Source organism: Armatimonas sp. (genome assembly GCF_043760365.1).
Classification (GTDB): Bacteria; Armatimonadota; Armatimonadia; order Armatimonadales; family Armatimonadaceae; genus Armatimonas.
On sequence record NZ_JAYUPA010000954.1, the window covers coordinates 1 to 2831 of the forward strand.

General features: G+C 59.6%; 3 protein-coding genes. 1 reads left to right on the plus strand and 2 read right to left on the minus strand.

Translation table 11 applies throughout. From position 1 onward, the window contains the following. On the minus strand, positions 1 to 755 hold a 755-nt coding region (locus tag ACH2EH_RS24210; protein WP_395145859.1), incomplete at its 3' end, for a VIT domain-containing protein. Between the two features lie 348 nt (positions 756 to 1103). Here ACH2EH_RS24210 and ACH2EH_RS24215 point away from each other — a divergent pair. Beyond that, a complete protein-coding gene (locus ACH2EH_RS24215; protein ID WP_395145861.1) occupies positions 1104 to 2342 on the plus strand; it encodes a DUF4382 domain-containing protein in 1239 nt (412 codons plus the stop codon). Positions 2343 to 2405: 63 nt separating this feature from the next. Here the strand turns inward: ACH2EH_RS24215 and ACH2EH_RS24220 are convergent. Further along, a partial coding sequence (locus ACH2EH_RS24220; protein ID WP_395145863.1) for a hypothetical protein occupies positions 2406 to 2831 on the minus strand: 426 nt, incomplete at its 5' end.

Genomic DNA, 2831 nt, shown 5'->3' on the forward strand with positions numbered 1-2831 from the left:
TTTACGGCATGGAGCTGCGCCGCCAGCTCACCTAACGCAAGGCCCGCATCTAAGTTCACGCTCACCGAGACATCATGACCCGAGCGCACGCCGAGTGGCTGGTTATCCGCGACACCGCCGTAGCGCGGCCCTACGACGAGTGGATGCACGAACTCGTAGTGACCGTCTTCGTACTTGAGAGGCATAACGTAGGAGATCTGTACCGCCACTTGCTCACCGGGCAGTAAGTTCGCAATAGACTGCGTGAAGATATTGTCTCGCTCTTGATCCAAAAGCGCCGCCGTCTGCCCCGCCGCCCGCGCGGCATTATAGATCTGGCGTGCCTCGTCGCGCCGCTTGATTGTCCCCTTGATCACACCCTCTTTGCCGATCTTGATGGTCATGTCGTCCACGGCGGCGTTCTCGGGCAGAGGGAACGTGTAGATCGCCTCGACGGCTCCCCCATCTCGTGGCCCCTCAAAGAGCTGTGTCACGGTGACCCGCGCCACCATCCCTGAAATATGCGCCTTGACATCGGTGTGTCGCAAAGGGCAAAGTGCATTTGTGTTCTCGATGCGCAGGCAGCCCGGCGTTTCTTGGGGGACTGCGGGTGCAGCAGGCATCGCGGAGATCGGCCCCAGCTCTGGGAACAAGACAGAATTGCTCGGGATCTGTGTGGGCAAGGTGGGCGCCTGTGCGCGGCTACGCAAGAGGGTAGCGCCGCCAGCGGCTAGGCTGACGCCAAGTAGTGCGGCAATGGAAGTGGTCGTTTTCATCGTGAATTTTTACTCCTGCGACTTTGGTTCCCAAAGGACGCCAAAGGGTTCACGGTGAATCGCCCCGTATTCGCCCCCATGGACGGGGGCGTCTTATTGACGTCGCAGACTCCGACACAAAGGCCCTCCGGGCCATACCGAGTTTGCTCGGCATGGGCGGCACGCCCTTTGTGTCCGAGGCACGAGGACAATAACACGCCCCCGTTCATGGGGGCGATACGAGTCATGGGGGCGATACGAGGGGCGATTATCGCGGTGAAATAATTGCCCCACGCTGTATTTTCCGCCCCACAAGTGGCTTCTTACTTAGTGAATCCGACACGACTTCGGAATGGAGAACAATAACCAATGAAATTTGTGAAGATTACAGCACTGAGCATGGCACTGAGCGCACTGGCGCTGGCAGGCTGTGGCGGCAGCGGCGCGGGAACGGCGACCACAGGCGGCAAGGCGACGGTGCTTTTGACCGATAGCTTCCGCGAGGACTTCGGCCATGTGTGGGCGACGATCTACCATGTCGAGCTGGTTGCGCAGGGCGGCGGTGCTCCCGTGGTGGTCTTTGACGATCCCAGCGGACGGCAGATTGATCTCAAGACCCTGCGTGATGCCAGCGGTGCGCGTTACGCGTTCCTGAGCACAGCAACGGTTCCTGAGGGAGTCTACACCGGGGTGAGTGTCACGATTGGCTCCACGATGCAGCTATTCAAGGCCGGAGTCGCGGTGGGCAATCCGATTGCGGTGGACGCGAGTATTCCCACGAACTCCTCCGGTCAGCCGGTGATCGCCGTGACATTCCGCTCTCCTAAGACAGTGAGTGCGAGCAGCTCGGCGACCATCTGTGTGGACTTTGACTTGGCTCGGTTTATCCTGCGCGGCAGCAAGGTTCTCCCCGCACTGGTTGAGGGTGATGGCTCGGGACTAAACAACCCCGCTCGGCATGAGAAAGACGACTACCACGGCGTGGTGAGCGCTCTGACCGGCACCGATCCCGTGCTCTCCTTCACCCTCAGTCGAGGCCGCGGGATGAGTGTCACGGTCGTCACAACTGCAGCAACGGCACTCTTCGGCGCGACTCTCGCCCAGGGCAGCATCGTGGAAGTGACCGGAACGCTGGACACGAGCACGGATACGCTGGTCGCCACTCGGATAGAAGTGCGTGGCGCAGGGGCACCGTCGCACGAGACAGACGAGGACCGGGCACGTGCTGCCGGAGCCGCCCGTGCCCTTGATGCAACCAATGGTACCTTCACGCTGACGGTTGCTCGTGCTCATGACTTGAAACTCAGCCAGACAACGGTAAAAATTGTCACCAGCGCCTCCACAATCTACCGAGGAGATGCCGGAACCACGCAAACCCAAGCCGCGTTCTTCGCCGCCCTAGCCGCGACTCCCAATGCCATTGTGGGTGGAACCTATGATGCATCAACCAACACCCTCACCGCCGTTGAAGTGGGCGTGGTAGATACCACCAAAGACCGGGGCTGGGAGCGTGACACGGAGCACTTCCGCGACGAGCGTGGACGTGGCGGCTGGGGCAACGATGCACGCCACGGGCATGAGGATGGCGACCACGGCAACGACAACTAACGGATCCTCCTAGAGTTCGCCTCCAAATTTCAGAGCCTGGCAGAAAACTGCCAGGCTCTTTTTTCAGCGACGCTTCACCACTACGCCACCCACGATCCCCAGAGCGAGCAAAGAGAGGATTGCTGGCCCGGCGGACGCTTTAGCGACGGAGACAGAAGCCTGCTCGTCATTATTGTCCGGCGGGAGATCCGCAAGCTTGCGGGAGCAGCAGTAGGCACGCATAAAGGCACGATCTTTTGCCTTGCCGCCCTCCCCCCAAGGCTTATCGTGGTTGTCAAAGATCCCTCGAACATCCCCACTCAGCTCCTGGTTTCGAGTGTTGAGAGTCATGTCTAGATCTTGCTTATTATCTGCCGGATTGATATCGCAATGGTCATCAGGCTTTGTCGGCATATCCTCGTCCCAAACTTCAACATGGATGTCCACACGCCCTTTCGAGTCATCCACGAACTTGAAGGTATCCCAGGGACTGCTGACATTTGCCTTGTT

What these genes read in the sequence shown, in the direction of transcription:
- ACH2EH_RS24215 (WP_395145861.1), top strand. Translation starts at nt 1,104, where the DNA reads ATGAAATTTGTGAAGATTACAGCACTGAGCATGGCACTGAGCGCACTG.